Below are 20,555 nucleotides of genomic sequence, written 5' to 3'. Positions count from 1 at the left end.
GTCGTACTACTCCGACCTGGCGCGGCTGTCCGACGGGACGATCGTTTTGATCTACGGCTGCGACGGGGACATCCCGAGCTTCCCGCTGCGGGTCAACGTCTGCCGGTTCAACCTCGAGTGGCTCACCCGGGAGGTCCTCCGACGGCGGGCTGGTCTCGGTGACGGTCGACGGTGTGAAACCACGGAACCACCTGATCGACACGACCTCGGAGACCGCCAACGGGTACGACGTACTCCTGCTGGGCACTGTGCGCCTCAGGGCCGGGAAGCACGTGGTGAGATTCGCACTGGCCGGTCCGGGCCGTGGTGGCGGCGAAAGCATCTCGCTGGACCAATTGACGCTGACGCAGGCACCGGCCGCACCAGATGTGTCCGAGGACATCCCTGTAGACAACGGTGCGCTCGGTTACACGGTTGTCTCCGGCAGTTGGCCGTCCGGCACCGGTGTGGCCGGGTACTACAGCGGCAACTACGCCTCGCACGCACCAGGCGACGGGACCTCCCGAGTCCGCTGGCAACCATGCCTCCCCGCAGCCGGCAACTACGAGGTGCAGGTCTCCTACACCGCCGCCTCCAACCGCTCCAAGACCGCGCCGTACGTCGTGACCCACGCCAACGGCACCACCACAGTCCCCGTCGACCAAGCGCTCCACAGCACCCCCGACGTCCGCGGCGGCGAGTGGACAACCCTCGGTACCTACCCCTTCCCCGCCGGCCTCACCGCCACCGTCGAACTGACCGACACCCCCACCGGCTATGTAGTAGCAGACGCGGTCCGCTTCCTCCGCCGCTAATCAAAGAGGCCCGGCTACCTGTGGGGGTAGCCGGGCCTCCGGGGCTCACTTGGTGGGCTTGAGCTTGGCCGACGGGGAAACGGCCTTGCCGGAGTACTTGGCGGTGGTGGACGGGGGGAACTTCCAGGCCTTGCTCTTGGCCATGGTGGTGAGTTCGGCGACGGTGAAGAGGGGCTTCTGGCGGGTGTGGCGCTGGCCCTTCTCGGCGGGGGCGTTGTAGCTGGTCATGCTGATGAAGCGGCCGTCGGGGTAGTACAGGGCGACATAGTTGCTGGTGACGCCGTCCTTGTTCCGGTTGCCCGGGTACTCCGGCTGCTCGGTCAGGGTGAACAGCTTCGACCCGTCCGGGTTGGTGATGCAGTTCGACTCTTCACACGGGCTCTGTTGGCCGCCGCCGGCGACCAGTACGTCGACCCGGGAGGCGCCCTTGCCGTCGTTGACGACGTACGCCGCTGCCGCGAAGCCGTCCTCGGACCCGCCCCACGACTCGGGCTTGGACAGCGTGCGACCGGGCGCCGTGACGATGGACTTGAGGATCTCCAGCGTCTGCCGCGGCGTCACTTGGCTCGGCTTGGCCGGAGGCGGTGTGGTCAACGGGGCCGGCATCCCGGCGACCGCTGTGTTGGACGGGCTGCCGAGCAGTTGGACGCCACCGGCGATCAGGCCGACGGTGGCGAGTACGGCGCCGGCTCCGGTGAGGCTGAGCACCGTCGTACGGCGGCGGCGCAGCCGGAGGCCCTGCTGGACACTGCGCTCGAGCAGGTCCGGGGTGACCGGCTCGAGGTTCTCGGTGGCGCGCTGCATGAGGTCGGTGAGTTGGGTGTTCATGATGCTCCTCGGTGTCAGTGCACGATCAGCTGGGCGGCGCCGTCGCCGAGGACCGCGCGGAGGCGGTCGAGGGCTCGGGCGGTGCGGGTGGTGATCGCGCTGGCGTTCTTGCCGAGATCGAGCGCGACCTGCTCGACGCTGCGATCTTCGAAGAACCGCAGCACCAGCACGGCACGATCCAGTGGCGCCAACTCGGCCAGAGCGCTCTGCAGAGCCAGCCGTAGCTCGGGGTCGCCGGCCCGTTCGGCCCGCTCCGGCAGGTCCGCCGTCGGCCGCTCGGACCAGCTCTTGCGCCGGCGCTGGGAGACGAACGTCCGCACCAGCGCGGTCCGCGCGTACGCCGTCGGGTTGTCGATCCGGTGCCAGGTCCGCAGCAGGTTCGCCAGCGTCTCCTGGACCAGGTCCTCGGCGTGATGCCGATCACCCGCCAGCAGCCACGCGGTCCGGTACAGATGCGGTATCCGCGCCCGCGCAAACTCCTCGAAGTCCTCAGTGGATCTCATCGCAGCCTTTCGGTCGATGCCTCTGCCCCAAGAGACGCACTGACCGCGGCGTCAGATCACACCGGGCTCAGAAAACCTTCGAGAGCACCCAGACGGCGAACGCCAGAAACCCCACGACGAACGTGACGGCGAGCACCACGCCGTACCCGAACCACATGCTCCCGGAAGATCTCACCCGCACATCCTGCCATCGGGGGGCCACGCGGACGGTGACCGTGGGGGCACGGAACGGCGAAGGCGACCTGGTCCGCGGGTTTCCGCGGGCGCAGGTCGCCTTCGCTGTGGGGTGAGTGACGGGACTCGAACCCGCGACCACCTGGACCACAACCAGGTGCTCTACCAGCTGAGCTACACCCACCATGGCCGCCCCGACTGCGACGGCTGAGCAATCATAGCGACGAACCTCCCGGACCAGAAATCGGCCCTCCCACACGCCTCCGTGGACACCGAGCAGAGCCGGGTTGGGGCGTTGGGGGTGGTTGGGGTCGGACCAGAAATCGGGCCTGCCGCACGCCTCCGTGGACACCGAGCGGAGCCGGGTTGGGGCGTTGGGGGTGGTTGGGGTCGGACCAGAAATCGGGCCTCGCGCACGCGTCCGTGGACACCGAGCGGAGCCGGGTTGGGGCGTTGGGGGTGGTCGGGGTGGGACCAGAAATCGGGCCTCGCGCACGCGTCCGTGGACACCGAGCGGAGCCGGGTTGGGGCGTTGGGAGGGATGGGGGTGGGACCAGAAATCGGGCCTGCCGGGTGCGTCTGTGAGGCTCGAAATCCCGAGTCAGGGGGTGTTCGGGCTGGGGGTGGTGATGAGGGTGGCGGCGGCGCGGGCGGTGTCGGAGTCGGGGCCGGGTTGGGGGACGAAGACAGTCTGGCGGTAGTAGCGGAGCTCTTCGATGCTCTCGGTGATGTCGGCCAGGGCCCGGTGGTTGCCGGTCTTGGCCGGGGTGGCGTAGTAGACCCGCGGATACCACCGCCGGACGAGCTCCTTGATCGAGCTGACGTCGACGTTGCGGTAGTGCAGGTGCGCCTCGACCCGCGGCATGTCGCGGACCAGGAAGGTGCGGTCGGTGCCGACCGAGTTCCCCGCGAGCGCGGCCTTCCGCGGCTCCTTCACATACCCGGAGATGAAGTCGAGCACCTGCTGCTCGGCATCGGCGAGCGGGATCCCGTGTTCGAGCTCGGCGAGCAGACCGGAGCCGGTGTGCATGTCGCGGACGAAGTCGCCCATCTGCTCGAGCGCACCCGGTGGTGGCGCGATCACCAGGTCGATCCCGTCACCGAGCACGTTCAGCTCATAGTCGGTGACCAGAACCGCAACCTCGATCAAGGCGTCCGCCGCCAGGTCGAGGCCGGTCATCTCGCAGTCGATCCACACCAGCCGGTCGTTCATGGGCACCCACCTTACGGCGACGCACCGACACCGGGGCGCTCACCGGCCCCAAGCCGGGCGTGGCGCTCATCTCAGCACGCGCACGGGACCGTGTTCAGCGCGGTGCGTGGCCGACGTGGATGCTGCGGACGGACAGCACGGCGAGATCGGTACGCCGCCCGAGGTACTCCGGACCGTCCGGGTCCAGGAGCTGCTGCCAGGCAGCCAGATCATCGGCACCCAACCAATCAGCGTCCGCCGGAACAAGATGCCCGTGCCCGTGTCCGTGGCCCGTCTCCTCGGACGAAGTGCCAGTAAGACGCTCGACCCGGAAGCGGAACGCCGAGATGAGGTGCTCCAAGCGCTCAGCCGGAAGCGGAGGTGAGACCTCAGTCAGGATGCTCCGCGTCGTCACATCAGTCAGACCGGCACGAGTGAGCGCCTCAGTCCACCCGTAGGCCATCGGCACCGAACCGGGCAGCGACTCACGCATCACCTTGAACCACCGGTCCTGCGCGAGATCCAGCCGCAGCTCCAGCCCAGGCTCGCCGACCCCGACATCCCACGGCAGACTCCGCGCCGGCAGACCACCCTCGGCCAACGCCAACCGCCCACCCGGCGCGAGCAGCGAGGCCAACGCGTCCACGGCGGCCTGCTGGTCGCCGGCGTGATGCACCGAGGCCGACGCCCAGATCAGATCGGCCGGTCCGTCGATTGCCTTGCGCAACGGCTCCACACCGTCGTCCATGGAGGCCAGCTCACACCGCACCGCACCACCCGTGTGTTGCCGAGCCTGCTCCAGTACGTCGGGATCCGCATCGATCGCCACCACGGTCGCCCCGGGGGTCAGCGCCTCAGACAGCGCCTTCGCCATCCCGCCACCACCGCAGCCCACATCCACAGCCAGCCGGTCGTCCTCCCGGACCAGACTGGTGGCAACCCGCCTGTTCCAGTCCGCCTCGCCCTCCGCCGATGCCCGGAGCCGCCCAGCCTCTTCCGCCCACTCGATCTCCACCATGCCGCCAGTCTCCGCCCGCCCACACCCAACTCCCACATCCTGTTGCCGAACCAGCAATCCGGACTCCGGCGTACCGAAGAACGGGAGGTAGTCGCCGCGGTCCCGCCTGAGCTCCCGTGAAATCCGGCCCGGAAACCCCACCACCTCCCGTTGTTGGGTACGCAGTCCCGGGTGAGCCGGGAGATTTGCCAGATCAACCGGGAGATCAGGGCCGGCACGGTTGCGGGCGGGCTGCCGCGGATGCTGTTCTGTTCGGGGATCTGGGGGAGGAGGTGGGGGCCGTGGAATCCGTGGCGGGGACGGTGGGGCGGCCCCGGCTGGCGGCGTTGCTGGACGAGGGTGTGCAGCGGCGGCTGCTGACGGTGGTGGCGGACGCCGGCTTCGGGAAGTCCACGCTGCTCAGTTCGTGGGCCACCGAGAAGCCGTGCGCGTGGCACACCGTGCGGGCCGAGGACGGCTCGCTGGCCGCCATGGTCTCAGCACTGGTAACAGCCCTGCGCAGACAGGTTCCCGCCCTCGACACGATCCCGGCCGAACTGCAGAGCCCGCGCGGCCCGGATGCCGACGCCGAGCAACAGACCCGTGCCCTCGCGTACGCCGCTCTCCTGGCCGACGCCCTCGCAGACAATCTCGACGACGACCTCGTCCTCGTCCTCGACGACCTGCACGAGCTCGACCCGGCCGCCCCCGCCACCAGACTGATCGAAGGCCTGGTACGTACGGCGCCGCCGAGCCTGCACCTGGTCGTCGCGTCCCGCAGCCCCATGCCGTTCGGCATCGACCGGCTCCGCGGCCGTGGTCAGGTACTGGAGATCGACGCCACCGCTCTGGCGTTCACCGTCCCCGAGACCCTCGCCGTACTGGAGAAGGTGTTGGGCGACGGCACCGAGGAGCTGGCCGAGCCGCTGCAGTCAGCGGTCCAAGGCTGGCCCGCCGCCGTACGCCTGGCGGTGGAAGCACTGCGCACCGCACCGCCGGAAGGGCGCGGTACCCGGTTGCGGCGCGCCCTGAGATCGGACGGCCCGCTGTACGACTACCTGGCCGAGGAGGTCTTCGCCGCCGAGCCACCAGCGGTACGCCGCTTGCTCGCAGCCGTTGCCGTCCTCCCACGGTTCGGGTCCGACATCTGTCAGGCGATGGGTCTCACCGACAGCGCAGACACCCTGCAGCAGTTGCGGATCAGGGGACTGGTCGTCTCAGCCGGCGAGGCGGACGGCTACGAGCTCAACCCGCTGGTGAAGAACTTCGCCAACGACAGACTGGCCGTGGACCCGCAAGAGATGGCTGAGCTCTCGGTCCAAGCCGGCCAATGGTTCGAGTCGGTCGGGGAGCACAGAGACGCCCTGGCCTGCTACCAAGCCGTCGAACCGGCCAGAGCGGCCCAGATGCTCGCCGAGCGCGGACATGCGATGGTCAGCGGCGGCATGGCCGAGATCGTGGTCGCTGCCGTCGCTGCACTCCCCACCGAGCTGCGTGACGCGACCATGGATCAGTTGGAAGGCGAAGCGCGTCAGGTGCTCGGGGACTGGCAAGGTGCGGTGGACTGTTTCGACCGGATCATCGAGCCTGACGGTGAGATACCGGTCGCGATCGCGTGGCGCCTAGGTCTCATCCACCACCTGCGTGGCCAGACGGACATTGCGATCGCCATGTACCAGCGCGGTCGGATCGACGGCCAACACCCGACGGACGAGGCACTGTTGCAGGCGTGGTGGGCCGGTGCGCACTGGCTGCGCGGTGAGTTCGAAGAATGCCGCGCGCTGATCACCTCAGCCGAGGAGTCGGCCAAAGTCTCCGGCGACGACAGAGCACTGGCGATCGTGCACACAGTCCTCGCCATGCTGGCCGCGGTGGACAGCGACCCGGCCGGCAACTCGTCGCACTATCTGCGTGCTCTGGAGCATGCCGAGCGAGGCGGCGATCTCCTGCAGTCCATTCGTATCCGGGTGAACCGCTCGTCCCACCACATCGCCGAAGGCGACTACGCACCCGGCCTGAAGGAGCTGGACGTTGCACTGGAGCTGGCCGACCGCGCCGGCTTCGCAGTGTTCCGGGCGCTGGCTCTGAACAACCGAGGCGAAGCCCTGCTCAGATTGGGTCGCCTCGACGAGGCGATCGGCGAGCTGGAAGCGTCGCGAGCGCTCTACCAGAAGCTGGAGTCCAAGCGGGTCGCACAGCCGCTGTCTGTCCTGGGCGAGGTCTACCGGCAGCGAGGTGATCGTGCGATGGCGCGCGCCTGCTTCGAAGAGGCGATCGCGATGGCCGAGGAGACCAAGGACATGCAGTCCCTGGTGCCGTCGCTGGCCGGACTGGCGCGAGTGCTCGCGATCGAGGAGCCGGAGCGAGCCGCCGAGCTCGCCGCGCTGGCTCGCCAAGCCGTTGCCTATGGCCCCGTACTCGGTCTGTCAGGCGCGCTGGTCGCGCTTGGCTGGGTCACCTTGCACGCCGGCAACAAGACCGAAGCCGCCGCGACAGCGGAGGAAGCCGCCGCGCTCTGCCGCAAGCGCCGCGACCGCGCGGGCCTGGCCGATGCACTGGAGCTGTACGCCGCCGCAGGGGGTGGTGAGGTTCTCCACGAGGTCTTGAACATCCGCAGAGAGCTGGGCGATCAACTCGGCGAGGCACGCGCCCAGCTGATGCTTGCCCGCCGCACTGAAGGTGCGGAAGGCCGTGACCTGGCCCAGCGTGCACACCTGCAGTTCCTGGCCGCCGGTGCGACCCGGTACGCCGCCGCAGCACTCGCAGCCACCGACGAGACCGGCCCTGCACCGGTCCGCATCGAATGCCTGGGCGGCTTCCGCGCACTACGCAACGGCAAGGCGGTCCAGCTAGGGGAGTGGCCGTCCAAGAAGGCCCGTGACCTGCTGAAGATCCTGGTCGCCCGCCGCTGCCGGCCGGTCGCCCGTGTGCAACTCCTCGACCTGCTCTGGCCGGACCAGGACGAGTCCGTCGCGTCACCACGTCTCTCGGTCGCCCTGTCGACCGTACGCTCGGTGCTCGATCCAACGAAGAAGTACCCGGCGGACCACTTCGTCGGAGCGGACCGCGCCACCATCTGGCTCGACGGCGAGCAGACCGCCGTGGACGTTGAGCTGTTCCTGCACGACGCGCGAGAGGGGCTCAACACCAGCGATCTCCGCTTGCTCCGCACAGCCGAAGCGGCGTACTCCGGCGACTTCCTGGAAGAGGACGTGTACGCCGACTGGGCCGCCGGGATGCGCGAGGAGGCACGGGCGCTCTACGTCCGGGTGGCGCGCGTACTGGCCGAGCGCGGCCGGCGTGACCCGGACGCGGCGGCCGGATACCTGCTGCGGATCCTGCAGCGGGATCAGTACGACGAACGCGCGCATCTGGGCCTGGTGACGGCGTTCCAGGCGAGTGGCGCGCATGGCGAGGCCCGTCGGGCGTACCGCACGTACGTGCAGCGGATGGCCGAGCTGGAGGTCGAGCCGGCGCCCTATCCGGCCGTCCCGGCTCGGCTTTAAGACTGTCTGAAGGCGCCGCTCCAGCATCTGAACATGGCAGCGCCGGTGCACAACCCAGAGGTAGTTCGCGAGTTCGGCACGGGGCATACCGGTCGCGACTATCGCACTGATCCCGGCACACCAGTCAGGGCGACTCTGGCCGGTGTCGTGATTCGGATCGAGGCCGGTCAGGTCGTCGTCGAGTCGAACGCGATCTGGCACCTGTACCGCGGTCTGTCCGAGCTCGCGGTCAGCCAGGGGGAGACCGTGGAGACAGGGGACCGGCTCGGCGTCGCTACTGGTGCACATCTGCACTACGAGGAGCGGGTGGCGCCGTACGAGTCCGGTGCCCAGCGCAGTCCGCAGTTCGACCTGCACACCAATGCCCGGTACTACCGTTGAGCTGTGATCACGCCCTTCCACACCGACCGGCTGAGCATGCTGCCGCTGCAGCTCGAGTACGCCGGGGAGATGGCGAAGGTACTGTCCGACCCGGACCTCTACACCTTCACCGGTGGGGAGCCACCGACCGTGGACGCACTGGAAGCCCGCTACCGACGTCAGCTCGCCGGACCGGGCCGGCCGGATGAGCAGTGGCTCAACTGGGTGATCCGGTACGACAACGAGCTGATCGGCTACGTGCAAGCGACCGTTACCGGCAGTACGGCGGAGATCGCCTGGGTGATCGGCACGGACTGGCAGGGCCACGGCTACGCGAAAGAGGCCGCGCAGGGTCTCGTCACGTGGCTGGGTGCCCAGGGCATCGAGCGGATCATCGCCCACGTCCATCCGGAGCACGCCGCCTCGGCCGCGGTCACCGCGGCGGCCGGACTCACCCGCACCGACGAGGTGGACGACGGCGAGTACCTCTGGACCACATGACAAGCAGGCCCGGCCGAAACGGCCGGGCCTGTCAGGTCTAACGGGTTCAGACCGGGCGAACGTTCTCCGCCTGCAGGCCCTTCGGGCCCTGGGCGACGTCGAACTCGACCTTCTGGTTCTCGTCCAGGGAGCGGAAGCCGTCCGTCGCGATCGCCGAGTAGTGCACGAACACGTCGGCGCCGCCGCCGTCCTGGGTGATGAAGCCGAAGCCCTTTTCGCCGTTGAACCACTTCACTGTTCCGCTGGCCATGATCTGCTCCTTCTGTGGGGCCTACGAGACCGGCGGACGCCGGTCCCGGGTTGCCGCAACGAGCCCTCCCAGATCGGACCAACGGTCCTGATATGAGAAAAACGCCCGGCGGATCACAAATCCGCGGGCGCTTCGAAACGAACGTGGAACTGCAAAACTGCAACCGCCGACGACCCTAGCACGCTCAGCCAACTGCCAACCACCCATCGCCACGCCGCGCGTCGTACCCGTCCGGCGTCCCCGGCCAGGTGGCGGAGCAGCCCGAGTGACCGCATTCACACGCGAACGCGTCCGGCGGGAGCTCGGCCAAGCCGGGTCTGCTCCGCGTCCGGCACCAACCACACCGCCGCCGGCACCGCCGCATACGCCGGCCGCGCGCGATCGTCGACTTGCCCGGACCGGGCGCTCCACCGGTCCACACCATCGCCGGCCAGCTCATTTGTCCCATGGTGCTAACACAATGGGGCGTGACCTTCGAGACGCGGACCGCGCCGTACCGCCAGGAGTTGCTCCAGCACTGCTACCGGATGTCCGGATCGATCCAGGACGCCGAGGACCTGCTCCAGGAGACGCTGGTACGCGCGTGGCGCGCTTTCGACCGGTACGACGAGACCCGCGCGTCCCTGCGCACTTGGCTCTACCGGATCGCCACGAACACCTGCCTCAACGAGCTGGAGAGCCGTAGCCGCCGCCCACTGCCGTCCGGACTGGTCGCCCGCGGTGAGGATCCGCTGGCGCCACTCGTCCGGGGTGAGGAAGTCCTGTGGTTGCAGCCGTTCCCCAGCGACCCCGCGGCGGTCGTCGGCGAGCGCGGCAGCCTCCGGCTCGCCCTGATCGCGGCACTCCAGTTCCTCCCGGCCAAACAGCGTGCCGTGCTGATCCTGCGCGAGGTGCTGGACTGGTCCGCCGCCGAGATCGCGGCCGAGCTCGAGATGACTCCGGCCGCGGTCAACAGCGCGCTGCAACGGGCTCGCGCCAAGCTGGCCGAGACCGGCCTCGCCGAGGACGACGTACTCGAGCCCGATGATCCCCGCAGCCTGGCGATTGTCGACAAGTACATCGTCGCCTTCGAGAAGGCGGACGTCGCCGCGTTCGCCGAGTTGCTCACGGCCGACGTCACGCTGGAGATGCCGCCGTTCTACAACTGGTACTCCGGTCGCGAGGACCACCTGCGGTTCGTGGAGGGCGTGTTCGCGCGCCGGGGGACCGACTGGCGGGTGTTCCCGATCGCGGCGAACGGGCAGGCCGGGATCGCGGTCTACCGCGGTGATGGTGCGGTGTACCGGATGCACACCCTGCACGTGTTCACCATCACCGCGGCCGGCATCAGCCACAACCGCGTCTTCCAGGACGACGCGATCTTCGCGGCGTTCGGCTTAGCCCTGACCCTCTGACCCCCGGTACGTCGCCAGCACGGCCGGCCCGACCTGGTCCATCGAGATCAGCTCCAGGTGGACCGGCGTACCGGAAGCCGGGAACAACCGCTCGCCCGCGCCGAGGATCGACGGGAACGTCATCAGGCGGTACTCGTCGACCAGACCGGCCTCCTGCAGCGCCCGGACGACGCTCAGGCTGCCGACCACGACCACGTCGCGGGACTCGCGCTCGGTGCGGACCGCGTCGGCGACCTCACCTTCGATCAGGGTCGAGTTCTCCCACGCCGACACATCGGTCAGCGAATGGGAGGCGACCAGCTTGCGGATCTTGGTCATCCGCACCGAGAAATCGTCCGTACGGCTCGGCATCCGCTGCCCGAGCAGCTCCCAGGTCGAGCGGCCGAGGACGATCGTCCCGGTGTCGAGGATCGACCCCAGCCGGAACTTGTCCCCGCCGACGAGTTCCGGTCCGAACCGCCACGCCCAGCCGCCGGCCGGGGTTCCGGCCGATCCGTCCGGGTCGGTGACGACGCCGTCGAGGCTGACGAACGAGACGACGATGACGCGGCCCATTGCTCCTGCTCCTTCGGTCAAGTGATTCATGCCGGTACATACCGACGGGCCGGTCCGGATTCATCGGCGGACGGCGAAGTTTTTCGGCGAGCGCTTACCGAGGAGTGTGATCTTGACCGCATTTGGGCTCCCGCCTACTGTATCCCGTATACCAAGCCTCCTTGGAAGGCGGTACATTCATGAAGGTTGCTGTTCTCGGCGCCGGGGCGATCGGCGCGTACGTCGGCGCCGCGCTGCACCGCGGTGGGACCGAGGTGCATCTGATCGCCCGCGGCGCCCATCTGGACGCGATCCGGTCGAACGGTGTGAAGGTCCTCAGCCCTCGCGGCGACTTCGACGCCCGGACTCCCGCCACCGACGACCCGGCCGCGGTCGGACCCGTCGACTATGTCTTCCTCGGGCTCAAGGCGAACTCGTACGCGAGCGCCGGCCCGTTGATCGAGCCGCTCCTGCACGACCGCACCGTCGTCGTGGCGGCGCAGAACGGCATTCCGTGGTGGTACTTCCACGGACTGAAAGGCCCGTACGAGGGCCGCCGGATCGAGTCCGTCGACCCCGGTGGGTCGGTGACCGAGGTGCTGTCGCTCGAGCGCGCCGTGGGGTGTGTCGTCTACTGCTCGACCGAACTCGAGGGGCCGGGCGTCGTACGACACCTGGAGGGCACTCGGTTCTCGATCGGTGAACCTGTGGGCGGGCAGTCGGAGCGGTGTGACGCGTTCAGCGCGGCGATGATCGCGGGTGGGTTGAAGTGCCCGGTCGAGGCGGACATCCGCAATGACATCTGGATCAAGTTGCTCGGCAACGCTGCGTTCAACCCGATCAGTGCGCTGGCGCGGGCGACGATGGTGGAGATCGCCACGCATCAGGGCACGCGCGCGATGGTGCGGCTGATGATGGAGGAGTCGCTGGAGATCGCGGCCGCGGTCGGCTGTCATCCGGAGATCTCGGTCGACAAGCGGATCAACGGTGCCGAACGGGTCGGTGAGCACAAGACCTCGATGCTCCAGGACCTCGAGAAGGACAAGCCGCTGGAGCTCGACGTCATCCTCGCCGCGGTCGTCGAACTCGCCGATCTCACCGGCACCAAGGCCCCGACCTTGCGCGCCGTCCACGCCGTCGCCGACCTCCTCGCCACCAAAGTCGGCGCCCCCGCCGCAGCGCCTGCCGGCAGCTCTGCCGCAGCGTCTGCCGGCAACCCGGCCACAGCACCTGCTGGGAGCTCGGCCACAGCGCCTGCCGGTAGCTCGGCCGCAGCGGGGTCTTGAGCCAGGTGGGTCCGGCTACAGCGACGCCGGACCCACCTGTTCCACCTACAGTTCGAGCGGGCCCAGCGACGGGCCGGCGACGAAGTGGGCGACCGGATCGAGCAGCACCTCGAGCTCCAGGACGGCGAGCTCGTTGCGCCCCGGCCGCAGCACCGGACCCGGCACGTACAGCGTCTCCTGCGGCCCCCGCCGCCAGTACCGCCCGAGGCTGAACCCGTTCACCCAGGCAAATCCCTTGCCCCAAGCAACGGTCGACAAGAAGTGGTCCACCGGCTCGTCGACCTCGAACGACGCCCGCCACGCGGTCGGCCCGACGCCGGGAACTGTCGGTCCCATGGAATCCCACAGCCGGGGCACGTCGTCCAGGTCGATCACACACGCCGACCAGTCCGTGAGCTCGACGGGACCGATCCGGACTGGTCCGATCAACCCCTTCGGCTCGCCGATCCGGCGCCCGTAGTTCACCCGTCCCTGGTCCTCGACCACGATCTCCAGCCGCCCACCCCGCGGCAGCATCAACGCCCGGTCATGCCGCTCCCGATCAAGCACCCCGACCGGCGCACCATCCAGGAACACGTACGCGCGATCCCGCACCTCGCCCACACTCAGCAGCACCGGCTCCCCACCCGGCACGTCCGTCCGAAACAGCGCCAGCCGAGCGTCCAGCTCGTCGAGCGTCGGCAGAGTCGAGTGCTCGCTCCACGCACCCCAAGGACCAGCCAGCAACCGCAGCGGCGACACCAGTGCCGCAGAGGTCTCCGGCGCACCAGCCCCCGACGCCGGGACAACATCGGGGACGGGCGCGTACCGGGAGATCACCTTCCGGAAGGCGTGGAACTTCTCCGTCGGATTCCCCGCCTCGTCCAGCGGGGCGTCGTAGTCGTACGACGTGATCGTCGGCCGGTACACACCCTTGTCGTTGGCCCCACTCGTCAGCCCGAAGTTCGTGCCGCCGTGGAGCATGTAGATGTTGACCGAGGCACCGGCCGCCAGCAGCGCGTCCAACTCGGCCGCCGCGTCGGCGACGCTGGTCGTGTGGTGCGGTCCACCCCAGTGGTCGAACCACCCGTCCCAGAACTCCATACACATCAACGGCCCGGTCGGCTGATGCTTGCGCAAGGTCGCCAACCGCTCCGGAGCACGTGACCCGAACGACCCGGTCCGCAGTACGCCGTCCAGGCCGCCGGCCGCGAGCATCGCGTCGACGGGTTGGTCCACGGTCACCAGCGGCACCGTGATCCCGGCGTTCCGGATGATCTCGGCGACCGACTTCAGGTAGGTCTGGTCGTCGCCGAACGCGCCGTACTCGTTCTCGACCTGGACGAGCAGCACCGGCCCGCCCTGGTCGACCTGCAGCGGCGCCACGATTCGCAGGACGTCGAACAGATACTCCTGCACCGCTGCCATGAACTTCGGTTCGTACCGGCGGACTCCCATGTCCGGCTCCCGGAAGAGCCAGGCCGGGAGCCCGCCGTTGTCCCACTCCGCGCAGATGTACGGGCCGGGGCGGACGATCGCGTACAGGCCGGCCGCGGCCACCTCTCGCAGGAAGCGCTCGAGGTCGAGCATCCCGGAGGTGTCGAAGGTGCCCGGGCGCGGGCTGTGCGCGTTCCACGGTACGTACGTCTCGATGGTGTTGAGTCCCATCAGGCGGGCCTTCTCGATCCGGTCGGCCCAGCTGTCCGGGTGCACCCGGAAGTAGTGCAGCGCCCCGGACAGGATCCGGAAGGGCCGGCCGTCGAGCAGGAAGTCGGACTCACCGATCGCGAAGTGGGTCACGGTCAGCCGTTCACCTGGAAGCCCTGCTGGTTGCCGTAAGCAACAAGCGCGTCCTGCCAGGCCTTCAGGCCGGTGTTCAGGTCGGACTTCGACTGGTACGACTTGCCGACCGTGTCGCCGTAGATGCTGTTCGCGTACAGCTCGTACGGCAGGTAGCTCCAGCCCTTCACGACCGAGCCGGCCGCGCCGGTCAGGACCTGGTTGATCTTCTGGCCGCCGAAGTACGCGCTCGCCTTGTCGACGAACGCCGGGTCCTTCAGGTCGGCCGTGGTCGCCGGGAAGCCACCGCTGGCGAGGAACGGCTTCACACCCTCGTCGTGGTTCAGCCACCGCACGAACGCCGCCGCCAGTGCCGGGTTGGCGCTCTGCTTCAGGACGGACTCGGTGCTGCCGCCGTTCTCCGCGGTCGCCGGCTGGCCGTCGTACGTCGGCATCGGGGCGACCGCCCACTTGCCGGCGCCGGCCTTGACCGACGCCTCCATCACGCCGGGCATCCACGCACCGGTCGGCAGCGTGGCGATGGTGCCGTCGCCGAGCGCCTTGAACCACTCGTCGGTCCAGCCCGGGATGTTCGACACCAGACCGCCCGTGACGAGCTGGTTCCAGGTGTCCGTCCACTTCTTGGAGCCGTCGTCCTGCAGGTTGATGGTGACGTTCTTGCCGTCGGTCTTGAACGGCTGGCCGCCGGCCTGCCAGATCATGCTGGTGGTGAAGCCGGCGTCACCAGAGTCGTTGGTGATCCAGGCCTTCGGGTTGGCGGCGTGCAGCTTCTTGCCGGCCGCGACGTACTCGTCCCAGGTCTTCGGCACGGCGATGCCGTACTTGTCGAAGACCTCCTTGTTGTAGAACAGCGCCATCGGCCCGGAGTCCTGCGGCAGCCCGTAGAGGCCGCTGCCGGCGTGGACGGCGGCCCAGGTCGAGGCCGTGTACGCCGATTCGTACTGGCTGAAGCCGTACTGGTTCAGGTCGACGAGGGAGCCGGGGAGCGCGAACTGGGGGAGCGCCTGGTACTCGATCTGGGCCACGTCCGGCGCACCGGAGCCGGCCTTGATCGCGTTCTGCAGCTTGGTGTAGTGGTCGTTGCCGGTCCCGGCGTTGACGTAGTTCACCTTGACGTTCGGGTACTGCGCCGTGAACGCCTTCACCTGGGCCTCCGCCGACGGCGTCCAGCTCCAGTAGGTGATCGTGCCGCCCGCCTTGAGCGCGGCGTCGACGGCGTCGGGCGACCCCGTCGTCTGGCTGCCACTGCTGCCGGAGTTGTCCGAACCGCCTCCGCACGCGGCCACGGCCGCGAGGGCCGTGAGAGCGGCTCCGGCAACCACCAGTTGCCGGACGCGACGCCAATGTGACTTCATCGGTGTTCCTTTCACTTCACGCTCCCTGCGCTCAGGCCCGACTGCCAGAACCGCTGGAGAAGGAGGAAGGCGACCACGAGGGGCACGATGGTCAGCAAGGACCCCGTGATCACCAGGTTGTAGATGGGGCGGGCCCCGACGCCGGTCGCTTGGTTGCTCCACTGGGTGAGCCCGACCGTGAGCGGGTAGAGGTTGGGTTTGCTGAGCATGATCAGCGGGAGGAAGTAGTTGTTCCAGGTGGACACCACCGCGAACAGCAGCGTCGTGACGATGCCGGGGGCCAGCAGCCGCAACGCCACGGTGAAGAACGTCCGGACCTCGCCGGCGCCGTCGATCCGGGCCGCCTCCAGCAGCTCCGGTGGCACGGCGTCGGTCGCGTAGACCCACATCAGGTACAGCCCGAACGGACTCACCAGCGACGGGATGATGATCGCCCACACGGTGTTGGTCAGCCCGAGGTTCGAGAACATCAGGAACGTCGGCACCGCGAGCGCCGTCCCCGGCACGGCGACCGCACCGAGCAGGATCGCGAAGACCGCGCGCCGGCCGGCGAACTTGTACTTCGCCAGCCCGTAGCCGGCCGCGGTCGCGAGCAACGTCGCGCCACCCGCGCCGACCACCACGTACAGCAGGGTGTTGCCGAGCCAGCGCAGGAAGATGCCGTCGTTGTAGGTCAGCGTGTCCTTGATGTTGGTGAAGAACGCGAAGCTCTTCCCGAACCACAGCCCCGGCGTGGACAGCAGGTCGTCCTGCGTCTTGGTTGCGCTGATCAACAACCAGGCCAGCGGGACGAGCGTGTAGATCAGGTACAGCACCATCACACCGGTGAGGAGCGGGGACCGCTTCGGCCGCAGTGGCGACGTCCTGGTCTTCTTCTCGGTCCGCGTCGCACGGGCGACGCGCGGTGTGTCCACGGTGGTCGTCACAATGCCTCCCGGGAGCCGCGGAGCTGAACGACGTACGCGATGATCGCGGTGATGACGCCCATCACGATCGCGATCGTGGCGGAGTAGTTGAACTGCTGCCCGGCGAAGGACAGGTTGTAGGCGTACATGTTGGGCGTGTAGTAGGTGGTGATCACGTTCGGCGCGAGCGTGCGCAGGATGTTCGGCTCGTTGAACAGCTGGAAGCTGCCGATGATCGAGAAGATCGTCGCGATCACGATCGCGCCGCGCAGCGCCGGCAGCTTGACCGCCCGGATGGTCCGGAACGTCCCGGCCCCGTCGATCGCGGCCGCCTCGTACAGCTCACCAGGGACTGTGCGCAGCGCGGAGTAGAAGATCAGCATGTTGTAGCCGACGAACTCCCAGGTGACGATGTTGGCGATCGACGGCAGCATCCAGCTGGTGCTGAGCGGCTGGATCGCGGTCGTGCCGAACAGGTCGTTGAGGTTCGCGGCCAGGCCGAAGTTGTCGCCGTAGATGTAGCCCCACATCAGCACCGCGACCACGCCGGGCACCGCGTACGGCAGGAAGATCACGATCCGGAAGAAGCCGGACGCGTGCAGCCGGGCGCTGTCGATCGCGAGCGCGGCGAGCAGGGCCAGGACCAGCATCACCGGCACCTGGACGACCAGGAACACCGCGACCCGGCCGAACGCCTCCCAGAACTTCGGGTCCTGCAGGGCCTCGGTGTAGTTGTCCAGTCCGACGAACACCGTGCCGCCGAAGAACGCCTGGTCGCGGAACAGGCTGAGATAGATCGCATACCCGATCGGGGCCAGGAAGGTGAGCGCGAAGACGGCCAGGAACGGGCCGACGAACAGCCACCCCTTGCCGTCCTGGGCCGCCGCTCGCCGGCGCCGCCGGCCGGCCGCGCGCACCGGTGTGACGTGGTTCTGGGCCACGGACTCCGCCATGTCCGTCGACCTCCTCTCGGATCCCGCGCCGGTGAGGATCACCGCGACGCGCGCAATGTTGACGTCAACATCGATGCCGAGAAGGTAACGTGTTTACGTCAACATGTCTACACTGCGGGCACAACTGAGGGAGGGCACCGGATGTCAACGGACGAATCATCGGTACGGCGCCGGCCGTCGATGGCCGACGTGGCCAGACTCGCCGGCGTGTCCGGCCAGACGGTGTCCCGGGTCGCCAACGACCGGCACAACGTCGACGCGACCACCCGGGACCGGGTCCGGGCCGCCATGCAGCAACTCGGCTACCGGCCGAACAGTGCCGCCCGCGCGCTGCGCAACGGCGAGTTCCGCAGTATCGGCGTGATCGTCTTCGAGCTGTCCAGCTTCGGGACGACGCGCACCCTCGACGCGATCGCCACCGCGGCCACCATCAGCGGGTACGCGATCAACCTGCTGCCGGTGCTCGACGTCACCCAGAGCGCGGTCACGAACGCGTTCAGCCGGCTCGGCGAGCAGGCCGTGGACGGCGTGATCATCCTGATCGAGGCGCACACCCTCGACGAGGCCGGCGTACTGCTTCCGGACGGCCTGCCGGTGGTCGTCGTCGACTCGAGTGCGCACTACGACTACCCGATCGTCGACACCGACCAGGCGCAGGGTGCGCGGCTGGCGACGGAGCATCTGCTCGAGCTGGGCCACGAGACCGTGTGGCACCTCGGGGGCCCGCCGACCTCGTTCGCGGCGGATCGGCGCCGTCGGTCCTGGGAGCAGACCCTGATCGAGCACGGCCGGGACGTGCCGCCGGTCCTCGACGGCGACTGGACCTCCAGTTCGGGCTACGAGGCCGGCCGCCGTCTGGCGGTCAACGACAAGGTCACCGCAGTCTTCGTCGCCAACGACCAGATGGCGCTCGGCCTCCTCCGCGCCCTGTACGAACGCGGTCGCGCGGTGCCGGACGACGTGAGTGTGGTCGGCTTCGACGACATGGAAGAGGCGGCCCATTTCTGGCCGCCCCTCACCACCGTCCGCCAAACCTTCGCCGAGGTCGGCCGCCGCAGCGTCGACGCCCTCATCGCCGAGATCCAAGCCGGCGAACACCACCACGCCCCCGTCGCCGTCCCCACCGAACTCATCATCCGCAGCAGCACCGCGCCCCCACGCCACTGAGGTGGAGTTGTCACACAGCGACCTCGGTGACGGACAGGACCGCGCGCATCAGGCCGGCGGTCTCGGTCGGGGTTTTGCCGACGCGGACGCCGGCGGCTTCGAGGGCCTCCTGCTTGGCGGCCGCCGTACCGGACGAGCCGGAGACGATGGCGCCGGCGTGGCCCATGGTCTTGCCCTCGGGAGCGGTGAAGCCGGCCACGTAGCCGACGACGGGCTTGGTCACGTTGTCCTTGATGAACGCGGCCGCCCGCTCCTCGGCGTCGCCGCCGATCTCACCGATCATCACGATCGCGTCGGTGTCGGGGTCGTTCTGGAACGCGGCCAGCGCGTCGATGTGCGTCGTCCCGATGATCGGGTCGCCGCCGATGCCGATCGCGGTCGAGAAGCCGAAGTCCCGCAGCTCGTACATCATCTGGTACGTCAGCGTGCCCGACTTCGACACCAGCCCGATCCGACCCGGACCGGCGATGTCGGCGGGAATGATCCCGGCGTTGGCGCGCCCGGGGCTGATGATGCCCGGGCAGTTCGGCCCGATGATGCGCGTGCCCGCGGCCCGGGCGTGCGCGAAGAACGCGGCGGTGTCGTGCACCGGCACGCCCTCGGTGATCACCACGACCAGCGGTACGCCGGCGTCGACGGCCTCGGTCACGGCACCCAGCGCGAAGCGGGGCGGCACGAAGACCACCGACACGTCCGCAGCGGTCGCCCGGACCGCGTCCGCGCACGAGCCGTAGACCGGGATCGAGCGCTTCGCGAAGTCGACCGACCGGCCGCCCTTGCCGGGGGTCACGCCGCCGACCACATTGGTGCCGGCGGCAAGCATCCGGCTGGTGTGCTTCTGTCCCTCGGACCCGGTCATGCCCTGCACGATGACCCGGCTGTGCTCGGTCAGGAAGATCGCCATCTCACGCCTCTCAGTTCTGCGCGGCGAGCTCGGCGGCACGGGCGGCGGCGCCGTCCATCGTGTCCACCACGGTCACCAGCGGATGGTTGGCCCGGGCAAGGATCCGGCGGCCCTCGTCGACGTTGTTGCCGTCCAGCCGGACCACCAGCGGCTTGCCGGCCTGGTCGCCGAGCAGTTCGAGCGCCTGGACGATGCCGTTCGAGACCGCGTCGCAGGCGGTGATCCCGCCGAACACGTTCACGAACACACTGCGCACCTGCGTGTCGGACAGGATGATGCCGAGCCCGTTCGCCATCACCTCGGCACTCGCACCGCCCCCGATGTCCAGGAAGTTGGCCGGTTTCACGCCGTACGGCGTCCCCGCGTACGCGACCACGTCGAGTGTCGACATGACCAGGCCGGCGCCGTTCCCGATGATGCCGACCGAGCCGTCGAGCTTGACGTAGTTCAGACCCTTCTCGTGCGCCGCCGCCTCGAGCGGGTCGGCGGCGGCCTTGTCGTCGAAGCCCCCGTGGTCCGAGTGCCGGTACGCCGCGTTGTCGTCGAGCGTCACCTTGCCGTCCAGGGCCTCCAGCGTCCCGTCGGCCAGTTTCACCAGCGGGTTCACCTCGACCAGCGACGCGTCCTCGGCGACGAACACGTCCCACAGCTTGCGAACGACGTCTTCCGCGCCGGCCGGGAACCCCGCGGCCGCGACGATCTCGGCGGCCTTGGCCTCGTCGACGCCCACGGCCGGATCGATGGCGACCTTGGCGATCGCGTCCGGATTCGTGTGCGCGACCTCCTCGATCTCCACGCCGCCCTCGGTGCTCGCGATGCACAGGTACTCGCGGTTGGCCCGGTCGACCAGGAAGGAGAGGTAGTACTCATCGGCGATGTCCGCGGCCGGCGCGAGCAGCACCCGCTGCACGGTGTGGCCCTTGATGTCCATCCCGAGGATGTCGCCCGCGCGGGCCACCGCCTCGGCGGGGGAGGCCGCCAGCTTCACCCCGCCGGCCTTGCCGCGGCCACCGGTCTTCACCTGCGCCTTCACCACCACGCGCCCGCCGAGTTGCTCGGCCGCGGCGGCGGCATCGGCCGGGGCGTCGATCACCCGGCCGAGCGTCACCGGGACGCCGTGCCGGGCGAAGAGTTCTTTGGCTTGGTACTCCATCAGGTCCACATGAGCCTCCT

At 68.9% G+C, this 20,555-nt stretch carries 19 protein-coding genes and 1 tRNA gene; 7 read left to right on the top strand and 13 right to left on the bottom strand.

All coding sequences use genetic code 11. The features are described from left to right. Nucleotides 1–173: 173 nt before the first annotated feature. Nucleotides 174–794, top strand: a complete 621-nt coding sequence (locus ACZ6O0_RS38450) for a golvesin C-terminal-like domain-containing protein (protein ID WP_465770001.1) — start codon at nt 174–176, stop codon at nt 792–794. Between the two features lie 45 nt (nt 795–839). Here the strand turns inward: ACZ6O0_RS38450 and ACZ6O0_RS38445 are convergent, their stop codons facing one another. The 5 genes from ACZ6O0_RS38445 to ACZ6O0_RS38425 form a co-directional block, all read right to left on the bottom strand. Further along, nucleotides 840–1,622 (bottom strand): hypothetical protein, encoded by a 783-nt coding sequence (locus tag ACZ6O0_RS38445; protein ID WP_465770000.1) that lies wholly within the window; start codon nt 1,620–1,622, stop codon nt 840–842. A 14-nt stretch (nt 1,623–1,636) separates the two neighbouring features. Continuing rightward, nucleotides 1,637–2,125 (bottom strand): SigE family RNA polymerase sigma factor, encoded by a 489-nt coding sequence (locus tag ACZ6O0_RS38440; protein ID WP_465769999.1) that lies wholly within the window; start codon nt 2,123–2,125, stop codon nt 1,637–1,639. A 282-nt stretch (nt 2,126–2,407) separates the two neighbouring features. Beyond that, nucleotides 2,408–2,483, bottom strand: a tRNA-His gene (locus tag ACZ6O0_RS38435). 417 nt (nt 2,484–2,900) lie between these two features. Then, complete coding sequence (gene orn, locus ACZ6O0_RS38430; protein WP_465769998.1) at nt 2,901–3,512, bottom strand: oligoribonuclease; 612 nt, start codon at nt 3,510–3,512, stop codon at nt 2,901–2,903. Between the two features lie 94 nt (nt 3,513–3,606). After that, nucleotides 3,607–4,509: a class I SAM-dependent methyltransferase gene (locus ACZ6O0_RS38425; RefSeq protein ID WP_465769997.1), complete on the bottom strand. Its 903-nt coding sequence runs from the start codon at nt 4,507–4,509 to the stop codon at nt 3,607–3,609. Between the two features lie 281 nt (nt 4,510–4,790). On the opposite strand from ACZ6O0_RS38425, the gene ACZ6O0_RS38420 reads away from it, so the two are divergent. Genes ACZ6O0_RS38420 through ACZ6O0_RS38410 form a run of 3 tightly spaced genes read left to right on the top strand, consistent with a single transcriptional unit; the run spans nt 4,791 to nt 8,855 of the window. Then, the gene (locus ACZ6O0_RS38420) at nt 4,791–7,994 is read left to right on the top strand and encodes a tetratricopeptide repeat protein (protein ID WP_465769996.1); all 3,204 of its coding nucleotides are present in this window, start codon (nt 4,791–4,793) and stop codon (nt 7,992–7,994) included. A gap of 33 nt (nt 7,995–8,027) precedes the next feature. Next, nucleotides 8,028–8,375 carry a M23 family metallopeptidase gene (locus ACZ6O0_RS38415; RefSeq protein ID WP_465769995.1) on the top strand — a complete coding sequence of 116 codons (348 nt, stop codon included), beginning with the start codon at nt 8,028–8,030 and terminating at the stop codon, nt 8,373–8,375. A 3-nt stretch (nt 8,376–8,378) separates the two neighbouring features. Then, on the top strand, nt 8,379–8,855 hold the full coding sequence (locus ACZ6O0_RS38410; RefSeq protein WP_465769994.1) for a GNAT family N-acetyltransferase: 477 nt from the start codon (nt 8,379–8,381) through the stop codon (nt 8,853–8,855). Nucleotides 8,856–8,901: 46 nt separating this feature from the next. Here the strand turns inward: ACZ6O0_RS38410 and ACZ6O0_RS38405 are convergent, their stop codons facing one another. Next, on the bottom strand, nt 8,902–9,105 hold the full coding sequence (locus tag ACZ6O0_RS38405; RefSeq protein WP_132152442.1) for a cold-shock protein: 204 nt from the start codon (nt 9,103–9,105) through the stop codon (nt 8,902–8,904). Between the two features lie 467 nt (nt 9,106–9,572). On the opposite strand from ACZ6O0_RS38405, the gene ACZ6O0_RS38400 reads away from it, so the two are divergent. Next, complete coding sequence (locus ACZ6O0_RS38400) at nt 9,573–10,499, top strand: sigma-70 family RNA polymerase sigma factor (protein ID WP_465769993.1); 927 nt, start codon at nt 9,573–9,575, stop codon at nt 10,497–10,499. On the opposite strand, the gene ACZ6O0_RS38395 is transcribed toward ACZ6O0_RS38400, so the two are convergent. Beyond that, entirely contained in the window at nt 10,482–11,054 is a 573-nt protein-coding gene (locus tag ACZ6O0_RS38395) for a dihydrofolate reductase family protein (RefSeq protein WP_465769992.1), read from the bottom strand. The genes ACZ6O0_RS38400 and ACZ6O0_RS38395 overlap by 18 nt on opposite strands. Before the next feature lie 179 nt (nt 11,055–11,233). Between ACZ6O0_RS38395 and ACZ6O0_RS38390 the strand changes: the two genes are divergently transcribed. Further along, complete coding sequence (locus tag ACZ6O0_RS38390; RefSeq protein WP_465769991.1) at nt 11,234–12,319, top strand: 2-dehydropantoate 2-reductase; 1,086 nt, start codon at nt 11,234–11,236, stop codon at nt 12,317–12,319. A gap of 45 nt (nt 12,320–12,364) precedes the next feature. Here ACZ6O0_RS38390 and ACZ6O0_RS38385 read toward each other — a convergent pair whose 3' ends face one another. Genes ACZ6O0_RS38385 through ACZ6O0_RS38370 form a run of 4 tightly spaced genes read right to left on the bottom strand, consistent with a single transcriptional unit; the run spans nt 12,365 to nt 17,311 of the window. Next, a complete protein-coding gene (locus tag ACZ6O0_RS38385; protein ID WP_465769990.1) occupies nt 12,365–14,098 on the bottom strand; it encodes a glycoside hydrolase family 35 protein in 1,734 nt (577 codons plus the stop codon). A 2-nt stretch (nt 14,099–14,100) separates the two neighbouring features. Next, nucleotides 14,101–15,453 carry an ABC transporter substrate-binding protein gene (locus ACZ6O0_RS38380; protein ID WP_465769989.1) on the bottom strand — a complete coding sequence of 451 codons (1,353 nt, stop codon included), beginning with the start codon at nt 15,451–15,453 and terminating at the stop codon, nt 14,101–14,103. Between the two features lie 11 nt (nt 15,454–15,464). After that, nucleotides 15,465–16,379, bottom strand: coding sequence for a carbohydrate ABC transporter permease (locus tag ACZ6O0_RS38375; protein WP_465769988.1), 915 nt, complete (start codon nt 16,377–16,379; stop codon nt 15,465–15,467). Next, nucleotides 16,376–17,311 carry a carbohydrate ABC transporter permease gene (locus ACZ6O0_RS38370; RefSeq protein WP_465769987.1) on the bottom strand — a complete coding sequence of 312 codons (936 nt, stop codon included), beginning with the start codon at nt 17,309–17,311 and terminating at the stop codon, nt 16,376–16,378. Before ACZ6O0_RS38370 ends, ACZ6O0_RS38375 begins: the two co-directional genes overlap by 4 nt. A gap of 141 nt (nt 17,312–17,452) precedes the next feature. Here ACZ6O0_RS38370 and ACZ6O0_RS38365 point away from each other — a divergent pair, with 141 nt between their 5' ends. Then, nucleotides 17,453–18,478: a LacI family DNA-binding transcriptional regulator gene (locus tag ACZ6O0_RS38365; protein WP_465769986.1), complete on the top strand. Its 1,026-nt coding sequence runs from the start codon at nt 17,453–17,455 to the stop codon at nt 18,476–18,478. A gap of 10 nt (nt 18,479–18,488) precedes the next feature. On the opposite strand, the gene sucD is transcribed toward ACZ6O0_RS38365, so the two are convergent. Together sucD and sucC are read right to left on the bottom strand one after the other, a co-directional pair. Beyond that, entirely contained in the window at nt 18,489–19,382 is an 894-nt protein-coding gene (sucD, locus tag ACZ6O0_RS38360) for a succinate--CoA ligase subunit alpha (protein ID WP_465769985.1), read from the bottom strand. A 10-nt stretch (nt 19,383–19,392) separates the two neighbouring features. Beyond that, the gene (gene sucC / locus ACZ6O0_RS38355) at nt 19,393–20,544 is read right to left on the bottom strand and encodes an ADP-forming succinate--CoA ligase subunit beta (protein ID WP_465769984.1); all 1,152 of its coding nucleotides are present in this window, start codon (nt 20,542–20,544) and stop codon (nt 19,393–19,395) included. Nucleotides 20,545–20,555: the final 11 nt, after the last annotated feature.

This window comes from Kribbella sp. NPDC048837 (genome assembly GCF_055586945.1).
The sequence above is the reverse complement of the archived record's forward strand: the minus strand, read 5'-3'. Positions and strand labels throughout refer to the sequence as shown.